Raw genomic sequence first — 20288 nt, 5'->3', positions numbered from 1 at the left:
GGTGATAATCATCCTGCCGATGCTGACTATTTCACCAAAATAAGTTTTAACTATTTACCGCAGGAAATATCCTGGTATTGTGGTGTAAGCTGTAGTAAGTCGAAGGTAAGGTCGTGTAAGTCCGGTTGATTCTGATTTTCCGGTAATCGGTCCTGCGGTATAAACCTGAATCTTTATTGAGCGAGTGCCATGAACCCCTCTGCCATTAGCCAAGCGCTGGTCGCTATAATTTTTCTCTCTGTCGCGGGCTGTTCATCCCATCGTGCTGAGCAGGTTAATAATGATTCAACAGAGCAACAGCCCGATCTTATTCCGGTGATTGCTGCGCTGCACGATCAAATGCATTCCTGGCAGGGAACGCCTTATCAGTGGGGCGGCACGCAATTGTCGGGCGTGGATTGTTCCGGCTTCGTCTGGCGAACATTAAAAGATCGTTTCAATATTCCGATGGAGCGCGTCACCACCCGTGAATTAATTCAAATGGGTGAACGGGTGCAACCGGGGCATATGCAGCCGGGCGATCTGGTATTTTTCCGCATCAAGAATGAACTGCATGTGGGTTTTTACGACACCGATCAACAATTCCTCCATGCCTCGGCCAGCCAGGGTGTGATGCGTTCCTCATTAAACAATCCGTACTGGAAATCGGTATTTATTCAGGCGCGTAGACTGCACAAAGAGTACAACGCCGAAATTACGCTGAATAAAACCTCCTAGCTGTTGCTGAAGAGATAAACTGTTTATCAAAACGTCAATGTTAAGGATGCCAGGTGAACAGTTCTCAAACGCAGCGTCGGCGTTCTTCGCCACATCCCGCCACTCGCTGGCACAATCGTGATGTCATGGTCAGGCAGGCTTTATCGCAAAGTCTGCCCTGGTTGGCCTTCGTTAATATTAGCTTTGCCTTGCTCATCGCTTTACGTGACCAATTATTCGATCAATTTGATACCAGCTTGCTGACACATCAGGCACTGATCCCCATTATTGAAACGGGTATCTATTTAATCATTGCTGCTTCTTTGTTTTTACTTTTGATAAAAGGGATGCGGCTGGTGCTATTAACATTGATTAGCCTGATCTGGGCACTTTGCGGCTACTGCTTCGTCGTTTACTGGCAGCTCCCTTTTGCTTATCCGCTAGGCATTATTTTATTGTTAACGGCGACAGCCGCGCTCTATTTTTATCCCGCAGGGCTGCTGTGCTATCTGTTGCCACTCTGGCTAGCCATACCGGTTGCCAGTTTCCAGTTAAATCAAAGTATTAATCATCGTTTTGCCATTATCTGGCTGATCTTCACACTGATCCTGCTCTATGGGCGCTACATTCTGTTGCGCTGGTTTAATGAAGCCTGGCTGCGCTATGAACAGAATCAACTGCTGATTTCGCGGCTGGATTTGCTGGCACATCAGGATGCCTTAACCGCAACCGCTAACCGCCGGGCGCTGGAACAACATCTGGCACAGGCGATCAGTCAGCAGCGGCCTTTTAGTCTCATCATGCTGGATGTTGACTACTTCAAACGCTACAACGACACCTATGGTCATCAGGCGGGCGATGCGTGCCTTGCAGCGGTGGCGGCGGTATTGAAAGATGCGGTACGCACCCCGGAGGATGTGGTCGGCCGTTATGGCGGTGAGGAATTTGTCGTGATGTTGCTGGATGCCACCACAGCTCAGGCCGAATCCGTGGCAGAACGTATTCAGCAGCAATTGCAGCAGCGGGGATTAGAACATGCGGCGTCAGACGTGGCGACACATGTCACTGTCAGTCAGGGTATCGCCAGCGCAGCCCCTGGCGTCAGCGCGGAGCAATTGATCACGCAAGCCGATCAGGCGTTGTATCGTGCCAAACAGCGGGGGAGAAATCGCTGGGTCAGCTAACATCCATATCGGGCCTGTGTGCCGGAGGGGTAAACCAATTCTCGGGTTTGACCCCGACCGTTCCTTCCGGCTGCGCGATGAAGTTCGGCGACATAATCTGAACGCCAAATTCGTTGAACACATCCTGGATATGGCTGTGCAACTCGGTTCTGGCGGCGGCGAGTGAACTCCCCACCGGCAGATTTACCTGAAGTTCATAGGCGATGTACCAATCCATCAATGCCAGTTGTCGTACCAGCGGCGGTTCACCATGATCAATGATGCGCGTTCTGTTGGCCGCCAGTTCCAGCATGCTGTGAACCTGACGCCAGGGGGTGTCATACCCGATGGTGACGCTGGTGGTCAGGTTAATACCAACCCCTTTCTGGGCCGAACTAAGATTGGTAATTTTACCGCTGACCACCACGGCATTGGGTACGGTGACTTCGTAATTTTCCCGCGTTAACAGTTTGGTTGACAACATACCGACCTCAGTGACAACGCCTTCATTATCATTGATACGAATGACATCACCTTTGCGTAACGCACGCGAGTAAGTCAGCACCAGACCACTCATGGCGTGATTCATGATGCCCGCTGAACCCAACGTCAACATCAGACCAAAGAATACGCTGATACCTTTGAAAGCCAGCGAATTGGCCCCCGGCAGAAAGGGGTATGCCGCTGACAGGGCAAACAACCAGATAGCCACGCTGATTAATCGCCGCGTCACACCAACCGTTGCCGGATGTAAACCGGGAACATGCAGATTGCCGTGCTCCACGCGTCGCAGCACCAGCCGAATGATGCGGGTGATAAAAGCGGTAATCAGGAAAATTACCGCGACAATAAACAACCCTGGCAATGCTGCCAGCACGGCAATCCCGATACTCTGCAACAGGCCCAACGCGTAATTACCCAAATCCATGCCCCAGACACGCGTGTAGGGAAATATGCGCAGCACCCAACTCAACCACAAATAACCCGCACCGAGGCAGATGATCGTCAACAAGGTTTGATAAATGCGGATACGCAGCGGCCCGAGAAAACTGTGTACCGATACGGGCAGGAGAGTTTTGTGATTGACCGGGCGGGTTGTTTCACTGCGTGCCAGCCATTGAGCCAGACGCCAGCACAGCACCAAAAGCAGGATCAACGCCGCAGCACCCACCAGACTTTTTGCCACCGAGGCCAGGATATAACGGGGAGAATATTGTTCTTTTAACGACAGGCGTAAAGTTTCGAGACGCTGGCGTACGACCTCGGCGGCCTGCGTCAACGTCAAATCATCTCCTTCATCGAGGTCGGCCTGGACCAACACCATAAAGGGTTTCTTATTGACCGAGAATACGACGGCTTGCTGGTGATAACGCGTCAACAGTTGTGTCTCGACCGGTTGTTGTAGATCGGTGACCGTGAGTGTGCGTAGCAGTTTGACGATGCGTTGTACCCGTTCTTCCGGCGTAGTCAGGCCAAAGCCCGCCTGCAACATCACCACCGGTTGATTCAGCAAGGTCAAGGTGCGCGCCTGCTCCTTGAGAGTGGGTGACTGACGCGGTTCGGCGCTGAATAACCTTAGTGGAATAAGTAACAGCAGCCAGCATAGAAGATAAACACTGTTTTTCATCGTCGGTTCTCCATCAGAACTGGTAGCTGTAATTGATGCTAAAAAAATAGATGTTGGGATCCTGATAGCTGCCTTTTACCAATGGCGAGGCGACTGACGATGATTCCATATTGAGATACTCAAAGGCCGCACCGATATTGTTGGACGCGGTTAATTGATATTGCGCGCCAATGCCGTAACGCCAGGTAGCCCCAGAAGGCATGGTCATGGAGGTGTCATCCTGGTTTTTATAGAAACTGCTGTCGTAAGCAATACCGGTATTGAAACGCCATTGATCATTCGGGCGAAATTGCACGCCGAAAGCGGTATGCCAGGTATCGTGCAGTTTATTTTCCCGCGTCAGCGGTTGACCGCTGACCGTGGTCTGATTTGCCCCGTAAGCACTCCAGTCCTGCCAGCCCAGATCCGCTAGCAGTGACCATTGTTGATTGAGGTCATGCACGGCACTCAGCATTAATTGCGCGGGCGTATTAACCTGAGCGGCAATCGGCAAGGTATAAGAGACATTATCCAACTGCGGGAAGCGTGCTTCTCCGTTGATATTGAAGTGGTATTCGGTTTTGCTGGTATAGGTCAGGCCGACGCGGGTCGCCTCGGTCACCTGCATCAACAACCCGGTGCGAAAATTCAGCGCCCAGTCATGATCGGTCGTTTTCTCATCCTGCCCATCCACATTGCGCGTCAGCGAGAGAAAACCGTAGTTGATCCCCAGTCCCAACCCCCAGGAGAGTCGATCATTGATTTTCCAGGCAATCGCCGGACTGAGCGTCATACCGACCAGCGTGCTTTTTTTGATCAGTCGATCACCGGCCCAGTTGCCAAAATCCAGCCCGAGTCCGTAGTTACCATATAAACCAATGCCTGCCGACCAACGGTCATTCAGCCGCTGGTGGTAAAACAGGCTGGCCCCAGGAAACCAGCCAATGGTGTTGCCGGGGCTGTTGCCGCGTAGGGCAGCATCATTGTCGAGGGTGTAGGGGGTATCGCCATACAATGCCTGCAAGCCGCCGGTGATCATCCGGTCTGGCAGGCGTGTCATCCCCGCCGGGTTGGTCATCAATGTTGATGCATCCTGTGCGCGGGCCGCCTGTCCGGCACCCGCCAGACCGATATCCTCCGTGGCGATTTCGTAAAGATAGAGACCGCTGGCATGGCTGGTGCCAGTAAGCAAAAGACAGCACAAGGATAAATTGATGCGCCGCATGATGGTCTCCACCCGGTTAATGACTCATAAAAGCGGATTTATCGGGGCAGCTAACCTGCGTTATCTGGTGCTGGTAAGTGTCTTTGTGCCGCGCTTTCAACGCCTGAGCGGCGTGAATAACCGCATCATGGTTATCTTTGCTGTTGAGAAAGACCTGGCGGATATGTTCATCCGTGGTCCCCGCCGGGATGTGACAATGTTGTTTCAGGTCACCAATGATCTGCTGCTCCCTTAAGGCATAAGCAAGATCGTCATAGGCTGATTTCGCCAGGCTTGTAAGGGGACAAAAGTTGATCACTAAAACTAACAAAGGTAAGTAACGCATGATGCTTCCTCCTTTATTCTTTCAATTCACTGAGTCTTCCAGCTTTTCAAATGTCAGCAGCGGGGTCAGCGGTAGGGTGATACTGTGTTTCATCGCATGCCTCACTGAGATTCCGGGAACACGGTGTTCCAGTCAGATTTCATGCTGACCACCGGCCATCCGCTTTGGAATTACCGAGGAGCAATATCGAACTGGCTGCAAGAACTAGAGCACCAACGCTTTTACAGGAGCTTTTCATTGTTTACACCCTTAGAAATAGCATTATATTACAAGTGTTTACTAAGTCAGGTAGGTATTAAACAAAACAGAATCAAATCGGGCTACCTTATCAGGGGAAGCTCGAAAAGCCGTTAAGGCGTCACAATGTTGAACCAGAACTCAAACTTATCCATGTAGCCCAGCAGTTCATCGATTTTGGCACCATCACCGCTGAGTTTGACTTCCCCTTTATCCTCCGCCTGTTTCAGGGTTTCTTCCTTCAGGATGATTTTATTGAGCGTGTCACGGTTGAGGGTGAGAGTGGCATCCGGGTTCTGCCCTTGGGCGTTAGCGGTATGGTTTAACACGCCGTTTTCCAGTTCGAGCTTGTATTTGCCACCGTCTTTACCGAGGTCAATATTGATCAGGGCTTTGGCGTTACCGGCTTTCTCACCGTTGATATGTACCGCCAGATAGTCGAAGAACATTTCAGGTGTCATCGCTTTTACTGTGTCCGGGCTGGCGGTGTTTGGTGTCGGTCCTTTCACCACGCCATTACGCAGTTCCTGTGCACCGGTAAGATAGAAGTTACGCCACGGGCCGGATTCAGCCTGATAGCCCAGTTGCTCCAGTGCATCGGCTTCCAGATCGCGTGCCGCTTTGTTTTCCGGGTCGGCAAACACCACTTTGCTCACCACCTGAGCAACCCAACGATAGTTACCCTGGTCGAAGTCGGTTTTGGCTTTTTGCAGGATATTGTCGGCACCCCCCATATATTCAACGAACTTCTTCGCCGCTTCTTCAGGCGGCAGTTCATCCAGGGTGGCCGGGTTGCCATCGAACCAGCCCAGATACAGGACATAAGTGGCTTTCACATCGTGGCTAACCGAGCCGTAATAGCCCCGGTTAGCCCAGGTTTTTGCCAGACCATCAGGCAGTTTGAAGTTAGCGGCGATTTCATCGCGCGTCAGACCTTCGTTCGCCATGCGCAGCGTCTGGTCGTTGATGTAGCGATAGAGATCACGCTGGGATTTCAGCAGATGGTTGACGTTGTCATTGCCCCAGGTCGGCCAATGGTGCTGCGCGATAATGATCTGCGCTTTATCACCCCAGCGGGTGATGGCATCGTTGATATATTTTGACCACGGCAGGGGTTCACGAATTTTTGCTCCGCGTAGCGAGTAGGTGTTGTGCAGGGTATGGGTGACATCCTCTGCCGCTTCGATCATTTTTTTCTCTTCGACGTACCACAGCATTTCTGACGGCGCTTCTGAACCCGGTGCCATCATAAATTCGTAGTTCAGACCATCGATGGTGTGCTTCTCACCGGTTTTGGTGATGGTATCGGTGGGTGCCAGCAGGGTGACCGTACCGGCTGAGGTTGTGGTACCTAATCCTGCGCCGACCTGACCCTTCGGGTCAGCTTTCAGCAGGTTACCGTACATATAACTGGCGCGGCGGCTCATCACGTTACCCGCCATGATGTTTTCTGCCACCGCCGCTTCCATAAAGCCCGCCGGGGCGTAGATTTTTACTTTGCCCGCTTTCACATCCGCTTCGTTGATCACACCGCGTACGCCGCCGTAATGGTCAACGTGGCTGTGGGTATAAATCACCGCAACTACCGGTTTTTTGCCGCGATTTTTATAATAAAGATCCATCCCCACTTTGGCGGTTTCGGCCGACACCAACGGATCAATCACCGTGATGCCTTTTTTACCTTCAATGATGGTCATGTTTGACAGATCCAGATTACGGATCTGATAAACACCGTCGGTCACTTTGAATAGCCCACTGATATTAATCAGTTGTGATTGTCGCCATAGGCTGGGATTAACCGTATCCGGCGATTTTTCGCCTTCCTTGATAAAAGCGTATTGGCCGGGATCCCAGATAACATTGCCCGACGTCCCTTTAATCACTTCCTGCGGTAGCGCGGCGACGAAACCCTTATGGGCATTACTAAAATCGGTGTTATCGGAAAAAGGTAACTGGCCGTACAGGGCGTCATTGGTCTGTTTCGTCGCGCTGGTCGCCTCTTTTTGGCTATTGTCGGCCGCTATTGAATTAAATGAACTGGTTAGTAAGGCAGCCAGTACCATAGTGTACAGATGCTTTTGTTTCATGTAATGACCTCGGCTGGGTGGTGTAAATAATTTAAACGAAGCCTGGTCCTGGTGAAATCAAGGCCAAAGAAAAGTAGAGAATTATCTGGTAGGTATATAATTAAAGTATGTCAATTCATTGATGTTTTGAAATAACCCTAGCCGAAGATCTATAGCAATCAAGCGAAGCGTTAAATTTTTTTTATGCGACGATTTTAAGTGCTTTGGAAGCATGATTACATAATTGATATGTTGTTTTTTAGGTTATCCATTTGTTTTTTTTGGAATTTTAAATCGACGATTTGCATTATTTCAAACTCAGTCTAAAAATTTAAGAGCTGCAATAAACATCCAAAATTCAATCATCTTTGAGGTGTGATAATGAAAAAGATCATGGTAAGTGTGATAGCGATCGTCACCGCTTCGTTAATATGTGGCTCGGCGTTTGCGGCAAAGGAAATCAGCAAAGCAGAAGCGAAGAAATATCATAAAGTCGGGACGGTAAGTTCTACCAAAGAGCATACTTCTCCGCGTGCGGTGATGGAGGAAATATCTAAAAAAGCGGATGAGATGGGTGGTAAGTATTTTGTTATTACATCAGGTAATGAGGGTGATAAAGTCCGTGCTACGGCAACGGTTTACAAATAAATCCACAGCGCCCTGTCATTGCAGGGCGCTGCCATTCATTATCAGAACTGATACGACACGCTGACCGAGACGTTACGCGGTTCACCGTAGACGTAGTTGTTCATGTACGTGTAGTAGGTGCGATCGAACAGGTTATTGATGTTCGCCTGCACCGACACTTGCTTGCTGACTTGATAGCGGGCAAACAGGTTAGCCAGTGGATAGCTACCCTGATACACGCGTTGCGTGCTGCCATCCGGTGCGGTGTCATCTTCAAACACACGATTCTGCCAGTTGATACCACCACCAATGGTGAGGTCCTGGAGCATCGGCAAGCGATAGCTGGTAAACAACTTGAAGTCAGTTTGCGGTTGATCCGGGTTATAACGGCCTTCCGAATCGCGCGCGACATAGCGTGTTGCACCAAAAGTCATTTGCAGATTATCGGTGATCGCGCCGTTTAACTCGAACTCGGCACCCTTGCTGCGAGCGCCTTTAGTGGCGCTATAGGCCTGTTCGCTGCTGTTGTTGACGTACTCGCCATTGATGGCTTCACCAACGTTATTTTGCTCAATGCGGAAGATCGCCAACGTCGCGGTCAGGCGACCATCAAACCAGGCGGATTTCAGGCCCGTTTCATAGCTTTTTCCGGTAACCGGTGACAGGTAGTGACCGCTGCTGTCGCGATAGGTTTGCGGTTGGAAGATGGAGGTATAGCTGGCGTAAGCTGACCAGGTATCGTTGATGTCATACACCACACCCGCATACGGCGTGATGTTGTTTTTATCCATATTACCGCTGCTGCCGTTGGTACTGTATTGGGTATAACGGGCACCGAGGATCAGTGACAGAGGGTCAGCCAGTGAGAAACGTGCGGCGGTGTAAACGGATTTCTGACGGATCACATCGTCAGCATTCTCATACCAGTCGCTCCATTCAGGTTCCGCAATGTTGCCATTCCAGTGATTATTGAACACACCAATATCACCGGTAGCGATATCGTAAGCATCCTGATCGGTGACGCCATCACTGCTGTAGGTTTTATTGTGCTGGCGACTGTAACTGACACCCGCCATAAGCTGGTGTTGGCGTCCGAAGAGTTCAAACGGACCGCTGGCATAGCCATCCACCGAGGTCAGCTCTCGTTTGCCACGGTCCATACTGCCGAACCCGTCGGCCCCTTCGCCAGTATCCTGGTCAGGCAAAGACAGATAACCGGTGTACAGCAATTTGTCGCTAAAGGTATTTTCCGCATGGGTACCGTTTAAGCGGAAAGACCAGCCGTTATCAAAATTATGTACCAGGTCGGCATACACTTTCCGCACGGTGGTGTGGTAATAAGTCCAGTCTGCCGAGGAGTTCAGGCTGCGATCGTAATGAGTCAGTGAACCATTGCTGTAAAACACCGGATTACCACCCCAGGTGGGGTTTTTAGTATCCGCGTCCTGATAGTCATAAGCTAACGACAAAGTGGTGTTATCGGTGATATCGGCATCGATCGTGCCATAGAGGAATTTGGTGTTTTTACGATAACGGTCCAGCCAGCTGTCCTGATTCTGATAACCCGCAATGACACGACCACGTACCGAACCCGACTCATTTAAAGGAGTAGAAACATCAGCAACATAGCGCTGTTTGTTCCAACTTCCGTAGCTGGCCGTCAAATTCCCGGTGAACTCTTTACTGTCGGCGTGTTTGCGCACCATGTTGACGGAGGCTGCCGGGCTACCTGCGCCGGTCATCAGTCCGGTCGCGCCACGTACTATTTCGATGCGGTCATAAATCGCGGTATCCGAGGCAGTGTCACCGTAGTTCCATGAATCCCCCATTGAAGTGGGGATGCCATCATAGGTGAAGTTGGTCAGTAAAAAACCGCGGGAATAGTAGTAAGCGCGTTCGCTGTCATCCTGGCTACTGGTAATCCCGGTGGCATTTTTCAGCACGTCACTAATGGTTTGCAACTGCTGATCCTGCATACGCTGCTGGGTAATCACGCTTACGGACTGCGGTACATCGCGCGGCGTCAACAGCAACTTGGTTCCGGCACGCGTGGTTTTCACCTGGTAATCTGTCTTGTCCTGCGCGGTAGAGTTGCTATCGGTATTGGCATTCACCACCAGGTCCTGCTGCGTCGCGGTGGTATCCGCCGCCAGGGCGGGGTTGAGAAGGGCGTGTACCGCCATTGCCAGTAATGACACGGTAAAGGTTTTACGGATGCCAGGTGCGCGAGATCCCGCACAAGTTTCCCTGCGATTCAAAGACATAGTATTTCCCGCCAAAAAATAACGTGGTTTGCTGTTGTGTCGCTTCTGATTTTTATTACACCGCTTACGTCATGCTGCGGCATTTAACGCTAAGAAGCGCATAAATTGAGAAAGCCAATGATAATCATTTGCTTTAAAAATTCTAAAAAGGTTTCATTCAAATGTGTAAGTATTTATATAAGTGATATAAATCATATGGATATAGAAAAATTAAACCTTTTAGTTGCGGACGTTTACGCTTTTTTGACCGTGAATTCATCGTTAAAACCGGGCGATTCCCGCTAAAAATCGCGTATGCGCTGAGATCAGACGGGGTGTAGTGACCTGCTGTTTGCCACGCATTTGCTTAGTTTTCGTTAATACGTATGATTCTCATTCTTTCTACGATCCTTCCGTTATGGCTACCGCCTGCCGGAATCCGTTTATCCATTGATGGAGTTCAGAATGAAATCGTTTTTCAGTCCGCGTCAGGCCGCCATTGCCGCCGCAGTCATCGCCGCCTTAAGTCTGACGGCATGCCAGGCTCCGGCCAAAAAAGCAGAAGTGCCTGCCGCCGCAGTGAAGCCCGTGGATACGCGACTGACTCAGCGTGTACTGGGCGACGGTCTGTATGAACTGGCGTATTCTCCAGCAGTGAATGCGCTGTATGTCGCCAGCGCTCAGGGCTTTAAAGACGTGAACGGCGGGATGATCTATCGTCTCGATCCAGTGACCCTGGCGACCCAGGGTGAAACCCACACTGATCTGAAGAACTTCGGTATGGCCATTGAGGGCGAAGGCCGCGTGTTCTACACCACCAATTCGCTCGATGGCGGGGTGTCTAAAGTGGATGCACAAAGCGGTAAGGTGCTGGAGCGCCTGATGCTGGGTGGCAAGAAGGATAAAGAGGGTGATGTGCCGGGCGCGCGTGAAATGTTGCTGCATGGCAATGAATTATACGTAGGCCGCGTGGCGGATCCGGGCTTTATCTCGGTGGTGGATACCAAAACCTTCAAACTGAAAACCACTATCAAGAATGCCGGTAAGTGGGTAACGGGGATCATTTACTCGCCGCTGACCGATCGTGTTTATGCTGCCAATGGCGCAGGTGAGATTGTGGTGATTAATCCGCGTACGCATAAAATCGAGCAGCGCTGGACAGCGGGTGATGGCAAGGAATATCTGTTCCTGAATATGGCCGAAGATCCGGCCACCGGTCGTCTGTTCGTCACAGACGATTCCAAAGGCAAAACCACCCTGGTATTCGACGAACACAGCGGCAAAGTGATCAAACGTATTCCGGGCGATGCGCTGGGTATCAAATTCAACGCCAAACGCAATGAGATCTATATTTCTCAGCGTGAGTCGAAGAAAGTACTACAACTGGATGCCACCAGCTACGCAGTGAAAAACAGCTGGTCATTCGATACCAACCCGAACAGTTTGCTGGTTTCGGCTGATGGTCAAACGTTGTATGTCTCTCTGAAGCAGGCGTTTAATAAAGACAACTCCACGCAGGGCAAAGACAGCGTGGCGCGGATTGCGCTGAAGTAAATCTACCAAGGGAGGCTTGAGTGCCTCCCTCTTTTGCAAAATGCTAAAGCGGGGAAATTCTTCGCCAGATCACATTATCGACCAACCCGCTGGCATTCATTGCTGCTGAAATATCACTGCTAACCATTGCTGCACAAGGAAAAGTGGTTTTATTGGTGGGTAAAAGACGCTCCTGCCAGTCTTCAACACGTCCTCTGGTTTTTAATTGATCGTCTTCCCTATATTGTGCCAGGCCAAATGAGGCTACCAACTCAGGCCATAAATGACGCAGATCGCCAAGAAAAGCATGAGCCAGCGCACGGAAAGGGGTAGGTGATAAATATTCAGAACCACAATAATAGTTTGAAGCGAGTTTTATTAAGAAGTCAGCGATACTCAGGGATAAAATGGCCTTTTGTTGGGTAACACTCAATCTATCACCCGCGATGTTTAATGCTGGATGCTGACAGGCAGTTGCCAGAAGCGTATCTCGCCTTAAACGGGAGTTATCTTTATCGTCAACATCAAAATATAAGTGTAATGCTTTTTTTAACAGGATTTCATCCGCCAATGCCGTAAGTTCCATTTTTGTTGTTGGTTTATGGTGAACCAGGGCGTTGATATGTGAATGTATAACTGTAAGGCGGAGAATATCTGAGCTGGTGAGTGTTTCCGTTACTGTCATGGGAAGATTATCAATATTCAGGAGTGCGTCGAGAATATGATATGTTTCCTTATCAAGTTTAAAATGCCGAATCATAAACGGAAATCTTGCACAAATACTATCATTGAGGCTTTTTTCTGCCGGAAGATACAAAACGCGCATCTCTTCATCAACACCAATCGGAATGATGTGGCTGTAATCAAACGCGTCATGATGTTGCAATGAATGCACAGCATCAGACGACAAATAAAAGCCATTCACCCCGGTTTCTGAACGCCAGCGGGGATGGATGAAAACCCAATGAAAATCATCCGGTTCATCAATGCCAAGCGTACCAGAAATATATTCTCTTGCTGCCTGTATCTGTGGTATTTCGATGCTGAATTTTTGTTTGAGTTCAGGATGCTGCTTATACAATTGATAAGCCAGAAATTGATATTTAAGGCGATGATTGCTTTTTGCAGAAAGCTTCATCAGGTAATCAGCACAGACAGACCTGAAATGATCTGGGTAATCTGACAATAAACGATCTCTCAACGGATGCAACATAACTGAGATGAGATTATCGCAGAAATTACGAATGCATTCGACATCCTGATAGTCTGGTTGGGTCAGATGCTGAAGTAACCCATTTGCCACAGGCGACGGGATAATGGTTCTGCCATTGACGAAAAAATGTTCAATGAGTGCCTGGACCATTTGCTGAGCAAAATCTTTTTTAACTTTAATATTATTAATACTGTCAAACATCGCAGGGATATCTCCTTGCGCACCCTCTTGTCGACTATACATTCTCTCCCAATTGTTAAACTGTTGCTTATTAAGTTTTATATCGCCCGCCTCGTAATCATCATCAAAATAGGCGTCAGAAAAATCACAACGAATGGCGATAAAATCTTGAAATTTTGGTTTATAAAAAAAGGTTTTCTTAAATTCAATATCAGCGAAGACCAGATGATCAGATGTAATATGATTGAATTCAATATTCATCATGGATTTTCGCATGTTGCGTAAAGAACTATCAATCATGCCGAAATTATTTTTTCTGACAATCTCTGCGGGTAACGAGGAAAAAAGCACAGAGTCCAGGTTGGAATGATTAAAGGAAACATCTGACATAACATCATTAGTAGGAAGAATAAAATCGACGCCGCGCCAGGTGTTTTTACTGGCATTGACATGCTTGAAAAGCGCAGGGGCGACTCTGATTGGCTGAGTTGATGAGCCGTCAAGCTGTAGGTTCTGCATCTGAAAATCTGAAAAAAAACCGGATATTTCAGCAGAATGCCTGGTGTTCGGGTAACTGATGCTGCAATCAGTCAATGTTGTCACCACGTTGCCAATGGCACCCGCCAAATTACAATTCATAAAACGGAACCCTCCTGACGCAAAACTATCACGGGGGAAATGTGCAATATGCCTGGCATTCATATTCTTACTATTGATTTGAATCTGATTAATGTCCTGCATCGGAACACAAGATTGCGGCCAGGTTTTCATCATGTCGGTGCAAAAATTCTTGTGACTGGTATTGGCTAAGTACATCGCCGTTGCATCAAGCATGTCTGCCAGGTTCAAATCTGGCGCGCCAGGGTTCCTGTATTGCTGGGCGGCATAGCTATACAAGATGTCATGGTCTTTTTTATCGGTAACCTGCGTTGCTAAATGGGTTAAATCAGTAATGTAAGGCGATAGTAACCTGTTTATAACTGTTGAAAATTCCGGGCGGCGTTTGGGGAGGGAATCAAGGCAGGATGTTATTTCTTCGCAATAGGGAAAGTCACAGACATTGATGTTTACATCAAATATTTTTTCCCATATAACTCCCATGTTATATACGTCAGTTCTGGCGGTAAACTTTCCTCTCCTGACCTCAGGGGAAAGGCACGTTATACTCAACATGCCGATTGAACTAAGATGGCTAACTGCCACATCATTATTTACTGTCAATTTTAGACGCTGAAGTAACTGCCAGATTATTGGTGTGGGATTTAGATGGATGTTAAGGTCGCATGTCCTTAACATGATATTATCAAGATTAAGATAACCATATGATTCTGTTTTTAATTCAGGTGTGAGGCGAAGTTTCTGACGAAATTCAGCGACTGCTGCCAGGATTTTGATAAAAATATTCTTTTTATTGACATAGGTAACAACGGCTGAAGGGAAGCCGCGCTTAATCCGGTTGTTCTCTTTTTCACACCATTCTCGCAGTGTGGTAAGTCCATCTGTTTCCATCAGCGTAATGATAACGGTGCGTGATATTCCGTTGTTGTCGGGGAGGTTCAGTCCGGCGACAGTTATTCTCTCGTCGTCTGCGTACAAAGTCTGAAAAGGGGTAACGATCGAACCGAGATCTTCATGTGATATAGACTTTTTTATATCAAATAATGTGGCTTCAAAACATCGGTGTCTTTCACCTGTCAGGTAATAGGTTTCAATCGGCAATCCGGCCTTGTAATTAAATATTCCAGTTTGAATCCCCCAGTGTTGACAGGAGGGAAATAATTGTTGCCCTATGAGTTCCAGTGCCAGCGATTTTTCGTTGCGTGCGTTAAAAATCCGTCTAAGGTGTTCTTCATGGTTATCCATAAAGGCTATGATCTGCGGGTAACGTGTTCTCTCCAGGGTGTTTTTGTCTTTAATAAAGGTGGATAATAACCCTTGTTTGTATTTGGGGTGTAACTGTTCAAAAACCGCCTCTATGGCAGGCTTCAGATAAAAAGATAACGATCCCGTTTCCGGTTTTTCTTTGTCGAGAGAGAAAAGCAAGGCTTCAAAATGAGAAAGATGATTCGAACCTCTGCTGACAAAGATATCAATAATTAGCAACAAAACATTGCCTGGTTGTTCGGGGCTTTCAGCAAACCACGCTTTCAGACATTTAATGATTTCCTGAATATCACTGGAACTATATTTCAACAGTCGGTGTAACATCTCACCTCTTTTCGAACCGTTAACATTGTTTGTGATGCCAGAGGTCGAAGGGCGAATAGAGGTATTATGAAGTGCGGTAACCGGTAAGCCTGAAGTAGCAGCATCTTGCGGTGTGTGAGAGGCAGAGGTGCTGAGGGTATTTACAGAATTAAGCATAGTTATGTTTCGAACTCTTGATCCTAAATGATTCATTTTGAACATGTACAAAAAAAGAATTATTAAAAAAAACTGATTTTTATATGAAACACGACATTTGATTTCTGAATAAGAAAAAAATTATGATGGCGTTCATTGACGGAGGGTAAAGGTAATGCCGCAACACTATTTCTCTCAGCAAAACTTCGATATTCGCCTTGAATGGGGAAGCCTTGCTGCTGAATACCTGGCGCAACATGCAGAATGCGTCATTATCGTTGATGTCATGTCGTTCTCCACTTGTGTTAGCCTGGCGAATGATCAGGGGGCTTTGATTGCCCCGTGGCCGTGGAAGGATGAGTCTGCTCAACGCTATGCCGCTGAAATTGGCGCGCAAGCCGCCAGTGTTGATCGTCGTTTCTCTGAGCACACATTTACCTTATCTCCCGCATCGTTGTTAAAAATACCTTCTGGCTCAAGGCTGGTGCTGCCATCGCCCAATGGCTCAACTGTCGCATTCAAGGCACGAGAGAAGGGGGTAAAGGTGTTTAGCGCCGGGCTGCGCAATTGCCAGGCCACGGCCAATGCCTGTCGGCATTTTCACTCGATCCTGCTCATCCCCTGTGGTGAACGCTGGCCAGATGGCAGTTTACGTCCGGCGATTGAAGATTATGTCGCGGCGGGTGGCATTATTGCGGCCTTGGGTGAACGTTGTCGTTCACCGGAAGCGGAAATGTCGCTGGCGGCGTATCAATCTGCGCGGCAGCATGATTTTGCTGCTCTACGCCAATGCTCATCGGCACTGGAGTTGATTGAAAGAGGCTTTGCCACAGATGTTGACCTCTGTCTGGCACAGGATAAGAGCCAGGTTGCCTGCCAACTGATTGACAACTTTTTTATCCCTCAGCCAGTCCCGTAGCGGCGCGATTTATCGCGCGTCTTTACGTCGCAACATGACAACAAGTGCGCGATAAATCGCGCCGCTACGCCTGCAACGGTTTGTTAGGCTACGAGCCCACTTTCTGACCAATACCGCTCATCTCTGACGCAAAAAGTTCATCTCGTATGGAATTTGTTTAACTTTCATTTAATATATTAATAACTAGCGCAATTATGAGTCATTTAATTAATGTTGCGTTGTGTGATTGTTAATATTCGAAGCAAATCAATAACAGCGAATCATGATGTCTTTCGCCTCCGCACTGGCGGGGGTGTTGAGTAATGTGAAAAAGTCAGGGAAACAACATGTTGCAGTCAGACGATCTTTCCGTCGGGAAGATCCAACTCTCACGCCGGAAAGTGCTGCTTTCTGGCGCGGTGATCATTGCCGGTGGCCTGGTCACCTCCGCGCTGCCGTCATTTGCGATGGCGCAGCCGTCAAAAAGTTTTGTTCCTTTTATGCAAATTTCCCGCCTGCTGGTAAACCATCAACTGGATGACGCAGTGGGGCAACGCATGCTGGCGCTGCTGGAAAGCGAAGAGCAGGGGCTGCCGGATAACATCAAGCAATTGCTGACCATCGCCCGTGCGCACAATGCCTTCAAAGTAGAAGATTTCTTCCCGGCAATCCCGCAGGGCGCGTTGCAGGATCTGGCCCACAAAATCATCTTTGGCTGGTACACCGGCAGCCTTGCCCCCACGCGATCGGCCAAAACCTTCGCCTATGAACAGGCACTCACCTGGCATACCACGCTGGATGTGATCACCATTCCGTCTTACGGCATCAGTGGTCCGAACAACTGGCAGCGTGCTAACACCCCGGTCCTTCCCGTACCGCAATTCTGAATCTGATAAGAAGACAATTATGGCAGCCCCAAATCAGTCACCTGTGGTGATCGTCGGTACCGGCGTGGTCGGTGTGGTGATCGCAGAGCAACTGCTGGACGCCGGTATTCCGGTCCTGATGCTGGAAGCCGGTCCGCGCGTCTCGCGTGCCGAGATCGTGGAGAACTACCGTAATCTGCCGCTGGCAGCCAAAGGTAACCCAATAGAGTGTTATCCCTCGCGCGAATGGGCGCCGCACCCGGAACCGGCGGGTGCAGGCAAAGGCTATCTGCAACTCAGCGGTAATGATTCCTATGCGCAAAGTTATGTGCGTTATGCCGGTGGTTCAACCTGGCATTGGGCGGGTACCTGCTGGCGTCTTACGCCTGCGGATATGCAGCTACACAGTCGTTATGGCGTGGGCCGCGACTGGGCCTTCGACTACGACACGCTCGAACCTTACTACGTGCGCGCCGAGTACAAACTGGGGATCTGTGGCCCGGACGATCCGGCGCTGCAATGGCCGCCAAAGCGCTCAAAACCCTATCCGATGCCAGCGCTGCCGTTTGGACCAGGCGAAGCGCGTTTTACTGACGTGGTGCGTGAGAAGCTGGGCCTGCATAACATCCCGACGGCGCAGGCACGTAACAGCGGCACCTCATACGATGATCGTCCAGCCTGCTGCGCCAATAATAACTGCGTGCCGGTGTGTCCGGTTGGGGCCAAATATGATGGCGCCACCGCGTTGTCGCGGCTGGAAGCCAAAGGCGCAACCATTCTCTCGAACGCCGTGGTGTGGCGCATTGAAACCAACGCAAAAAACCACATCGAAGCGGTGCATTACTATGACCAGCACAAGCAAACCCATCGCGTCAGCGGCAAGCTGTTTATCATCGCCTGTAACGGGCTGGAGACGCCCAAACTGCTGCTGATGTCGGCAGATGCCCGCAACCCGCACGGTATTGCCAACAGTTCGGATCAGGTCGGACGCAACATGATGGATCACCCGCAAATCACCATGACGGTGACGCTGGACGAACCTTACTGGGCGGGCGTGGGGCCGGTAGTGAACAGCGGCATTATGGAAACCTCGCAGGGCGATTTCCGTTCCGAGCACGCCGGAGCCTATTTCCGCTTCAACAACTTTGCCCGCAACCGTTTTGTCACCTTTGGCGCGTTACAGAAAGGGCTGGTGGGCAAAGCGCTGGATGAAGAGATCCGCCGCATGACCGCCTGCACCGCCGACATTGTGCTGGCGCATGAGATCCTGCCGGATGCCAACAACCGTCTGACGCTTTCCGACAAAAAGGACTGGCTCGGCTTGCCGAAACCGGCAATTCATTACGACGTTGGTGACTACGTCCGTCGTTCCTATAACGACTACTCAAAGCCGATTGCCGACCGTATCGCGGAGGCGATGGGCGCTATCGATAAGAAGTTTTCCAAACAGTTCAACCAGAGCAAACACATCATGGGCGGCACCATTATGGGCAACGACCCGGCCAATTCGGTGGTGGATAACGTCTGTCGTGCACACGATCACCACAACCTGTTCCTGCCGGGCGGCGGGGCAATGGCGAGCACCGCCTGCGGCAACAGCACCCTGACTATGGTGGCGCTGGCGTTCAGGGCCGCTGATGCCATCGTCAAACAGGCACAGGAGGCGTGATGATGCTGAAGTTCAAACTCAATGCGCTGGCGTTGATGCTGGCACTCGGCTGTGGCGCAGCCCATGCCGCCAGTGATGATGCGCTGATCAAGAAAGGTGAATATCTGGCGGTGGCTGCCGACTGTACCGCCTGCCATACCGCATCAAGTACACAGCCTTTTGCCGGGGGCAAGGCCATTGCTTCGCCGGTTGGCGCTATCATCGCCACCAATATCACGCCGTCGAAAACTGACGGGATCGGCGATTACAGCGAGCAACAGTTTGCCGATGCGCTGCGTAAAGGCATCCGCGCTGACGGTGCACATCTCTATCCGGCGATGCCTTACACCGCGTATGCCACGCTGACTGACGACGATATTCATGCGCTGTATGCGTATTTTATGTCGGGCGTGCAGGCGGTCGATCACCCCACGGCACAGACGCATCTGCCGTTCCCGCTGAACCTGCGGTTTTCCATGATGTTCTGGAATGCGTTGTTCCTGAAAGCGCCAGGTTATCAGCCGGACGCCGCACAAACCGCCAGCTGGAACCGGGGGCGTTACCTGGTGGAAGGGGCGGCGCACTGTAGCACCTGCCATACCCCGCGTGGTTTCCTGATGCAGGAGAAAACCGCTGATGCCTTTACCGGTGCACAGGTGGGTTCGTGGTATGCACCGAACATTACCGCTAATCCGGTCAGTGGCATTGGCCAGTGGTCGCAGCAAGAATTGGTGACATACCTGCGAACAGGTCGTCTGGCTGGCAAGGCGCAGGCGGCGGGTAGCATGGCGGAAGCCATTACCCACAGCTTCCAGCATCTGTCGGATGCCGATCTGACGGCGATCGCCGAGTATATGCAGAGCGTGCCGGATCATACCGCCTTCGCTTCCGGCCCTGCGCGATTCACCCAGGGAACGCCCGGCAACAACCTTGTCGCCTTCCGGGGGCAGGCTTTTACGCAACCGGTCAGTGATGAGGGAGCACGGCTTTTCTCGGGTAACTGCGCCTCCTGCCACGGCAGCAGTGGGCAGGGTACCAAAGATGGTTTCTATCCCAGCCTGTTCCATAACAGCGCCACGGCAGAGCGTAATTCTTCTAATCTTATTGCGACTATTCTGTTCGGTGTCGAGCGTGATACCGCGCAGGGCAACGTGTTTATGCCGCCCTTTGGTGCACAACCGAACGCACTTAACCACCTGAATGATCAACAAGTCGCCACCTTGTCGAACTGGATTCTGCATCGCTACGGCAATCAAGGCGTGACGGTGTCACCTGAGCAGGTGGCTGAAATCCGCGCTGGCGGTCCTTCGTCGCCGCTGGTACTGCTGGCACAGTTCGGGGTTGCTGGCGCTGTGCTGGCCGCGATCATCGTGCTGATTTGGCTGTTATGGCGTCGTAAACGTTAACCCCTTACCACTG

The 20288-nt window shown here is 50.2% G+C and carries 14 protein-coding genes; 8 read left to right on the top strand and 6 right to left on the bottom strand.

Annotated features, from left to right (window positions below; all coding sequences use genetic code 11):
• Positions 1-189: 189 nt before the first annotated feature.
• Positions 190-717 (top strand): C40 family peptidase, encoded by a 528-nt coding sequence (locus tag CTZ24_RS22225; protein WP_208725714.1) that lies wholly within the window; start codon positions 190-192, stop codon positions 715-717.
• A 125-nt stretch (positions 718-842) separates the two neighbouring features.
• Positions 843-1880: a GGDEF domain-containing protein gene (locus CTZ24_RS22220; RefSeq protein WP_208726595.1), complete on the top strand. Its 1038-nt coding sequence runs from the start codon at positions 843-845 to the stop codon at positions 1878-1880.
• Here CTZ24_RS22220 and CTZ24_RS22215 read toward each other — a convergent pair.
• The 4 genes from CTZ24_RS22215 to CTZ24_RS22200 form a co-directional block, all read right to left on the bottom strand.
• Positions 1873-3486 (bottom strand): mechanosensitive ion channel family protein, encoded by a 1614-nt coding sequence (locus CTZ24_RS22215; protein WP_208725712.1) that lies wholly within the window; start codon positions 3484-3486, stop codon positions 1873-1875. The two genes, CTZ24_RS22220 and CTZ24_RS22215, sit on opposite strands and share 8 nt — an antisense overlap.
• Before the next feature lie 13 nt (positions 3487-3499).
• Entirely contained in the window at positions 3500-4690 is a 1191-nt protein-coding gene (locus tag CTZ24_RS22210; RefSeq protein ID WP_208725709.1) for an OmpP1/FadL family transporter, read from the bottom strand.
• A gap of 16 nt (positions 4691-4706) precedes the next feature.
• The gene (locus tag CTZ24_RS26885) at positions 4707-5015 is read right to left on the bottom strand and encodes a YicS family protein (protein ID WP_302474917.1); all 309 of its coding nucleotides are present in this window, start codon (positions 5013-5015) and stop codon (positions 4707-4709) included.
• 350 nt (positions 5016-5365) lie between these two features.
• Entirely contained in the window at positions 5366-7339 is a 1974-nt protein-coding gene (locus tag CTZ24_RS22200; RefSeq protein WP_208725703.1) for an alkyl/aryl-sulfatase, read from the bottom strand.
• 360 nt (positions 7340-7699) lie between these two features.
• On the opposite strand from CTZ24_RS22200, the gene CTZ24_RS22195 reads away from it, so the two are divergent.
• The gene (locus CTZ24_RS22195) at positions 7700-7966 is read left to right on the top strand and encodes a YdgH/BhsA/McbA-like domain containing protein (RefSeq protein ID WP_208725696.1); all 267 of its coding nucleotides are present in this window, start codon (positions 7700-7702) and stop codon (positions 7964-7966) included.
• 41 nt (positions 7967-8007) lie between these two features.
• Here CTZ24_RS22195 and fhuE read toward each other — a convergent pair whose 3' ends face one another.
• Complete coding sequence (gene fhuE / locus CTZ24_RS22190) at positions 8008-10209, bottom strand: ferric-rhodotorulic acid/ferric-coprogen receptor FhuE (RefSeq protein WP_208725693.1); 2202 nt, start codon at positions 10207-10209, stop codon at positions 8008-8010.
• Between the two features lie 444 nt (positions 10210-10653).
• On the opposite strand from fhuE, the gene CTZ24_RS22185 reads away from it, so the two are divergent.
• Entirely contained in the window at positions 10654-11742 is a 1089-nt protein-coding gene (locus CTZ24_RS22185) for a YncE family protein (RefSeq protein WP_208725691.1), read from the top strand.
• Positions 11743-11785: 43 nt separating this feature from the next.
• Here the strand turns inward: CTZ24_RS22185 and CTZ24_RS22180 are convergent, their stop codons facing one another.
• Positions 11786-15478, bottom strand: coding sequence for a protein kinase family protein (locus CTZ24_RS22180; protein WP_208725688.1), 3693 nt, complete (start codon positions 15476-15478; stop codon positions 11786-11788).
• Between the two features lie 154 nt (positions 15479-15632).
• On the opposite strand from CTZ24_RS22180, the gene CTZ24_RS22175 reads away from it, so the two are divergent.
• From CTZ24_RS22175 to CTZ24_RS22160, 4 genes are all read left to right on the top strand, one after another.
• Complete coding sequence (locus CTZ24_RS22175; RefSeq protein WP_208725686.1) at positions 15633-16376, top strand: 2-phosphosulfolactate phosphatase; 744 nt, start codon at positions 15633-15635, stop codon at positions 16374-16376.
• 326 nt (positions 16377-16702) lie between these two features.
• The gene (locus CTZ24_RS22170; protein WP_208725685.1) at positions 16703-17242 is read left to right on the top strand and encodes a sugar dehydrogenase complex small subunit; all 540 of its coding nucleotides are present in this window, start codon (positions 16703-16705) and stop codon (positions 17240-17242) included.
• Positions 17243-17261: 19 nt separating this feature from the next.
• Positions 17262-18890 carry a GMC family oxidoreductase gene (locus CTZ24_RS22165; protein ID WP_208725683.1) on the top strand — a complete coding sequence of 543 codons (1629 nt, stop codon included), beginning with the start codon at positions 17262-17264 and terminating at the stop codon, positions 18888-18890.
• Positions 18890-20275: a c-type cytochrome gene (locus CTZ24_RS22160; RefSeq protein WP_208725681.1), complete on the top strand. Its 1386-nt coding sequence runs from the start codon at positions 18890-18892 to the stop codon at positions 20273-20275. Before CTZ24_RS22165 ends, CTZ24_RS22160 begins: the two co-directional genes overlap by 1 nt.
• The last annotated feature ends 13 nt before the right edge of the window (positions 20276-20288 follow it).

The organism is Pantoea phytobeneficialis (genome assembly GCF_009728735.1).
Lineage (GTDB): Bacteria > Pseudomonadota > Gammaproteobacteria > Enterobacterales > Enterobacteriaceae > Pantoea > Pantoea phytobeneficialis.
This window is presented reverse-complemented; position numbering and strand designations above follow the sequence as displayed.